At 66.6% G+C, this 937-nt stretch carries 1 protein-coding gene and 1 pseudogene; both read right to left on the bottom strand.

Annotated features, from left to right (window positions below):
• Positions 1-660: Holliday junction branch migration DNA helicase RuvB (gene ruvB / locus MOV74_RS39110; protein WP_246932949.1), on the bottom strand; the 660-nt coding region annotated here is incomplete at its 3' end.
• A 125-nt stretch (positions 661-785) separates the two neighbouring features.
• A pseudogene (locus tag MOV74_RS39105) lies at positions 786-937 on the bottom strand (Holliday junction branch migration protein RuvA); the annotation flags it as partial.

The raw sequence follows: 937 nt of genomic DNA, 5'->3' as shown, positions 1-937 counted from the left end.
CGTGCCGCGGGCCCGGCGCGCGATCTCGTTGGCGCCGTCTGCACTCATGCCGACGTTAAGCACGCGCGCGCCGCGGCTGACGATGCTTTCGAGTTCCTCGATCGTGTAGAAATTCAGCCGGACCGGAATGCCGAAGCGATCGCGCAAGGGATTGGTGAGCAGGCCTGCGCGCGTGGTGGCACCGACGAGCGTGAATTTCGACAGCTCGATCTTCACCGAACGCGCCGCCGGGCCCTCGCCGATGATGAGGTCGAGCTGAAAGTCCTCCATCGCGGGATAGAGCACTTCCTCCACGGCCGGGCTCAAGCGATGGATCTCGTCGATGAAGAGCACGTCGCGCTCTTCGAGATTGGTCAGCAGCGCCGCAAGATCGCCAGCCTTGGCGATGACAGGCCCCGATGTGGCGCGAAAGCCGACGCCGAGCTCCTTGGCCACGATCTGCGCCAGCGTGGTCTTGCCGAGACCGGGCGGACCGACGAACAGCACGTGATCCAGCGCCTCGCCGCGCTTGCGCGCGGCTTCGATGAAGATCGACAGGTTCTTGCGCGCCTGCTGCTGCCCGACGAAGTCGGACAGCGATTGCGGGCGCAGCGCAGTGTCGCCGACATCGTCGCTGCGGCGCTCGGGCGTGACCATGCGGTTGGCCTTGGGATCGCTCACCTAGCGAGCTCCTCGCAGGGTAGGCAAAGGCGCGCTTCGCGCCGTGCCCACCATGTCTCCGGTCGGTTGAAAGATGGTGGGCACGCTGCGCTTTGCCCACCCTACGAGCTCGGCCATCGACGCGGTCACTTCGCGAGTTCCTTCAGACCGAGGCGGATGAGCTGCGCCGTTTCAGCGCCTTCACCGGCGCTGCGCGATGCCGATGCAATGGCTGCGGCGGCCTGCGGCTGGCCGTAGCCGAGATTGACCAGTGCGGAGATCGCGTCGGCAACGGGCC

The sequence above is a fragment of the Bradyrhizobium sp. SHOUNA76 genome, assembly GCF_023006445.1.
Taxonomy (GTDB): Bacteria; Pseudomonadota; Alphaproteobacteria; order Rhizobiales; family Xanthobacteraceae; genus Bradyrhizobium.
The sequence above is the reverse complement of the archived record's forward strand: the minus strand, read 5'-3'. Positions and strand labels throughout refer to the sequence as shown.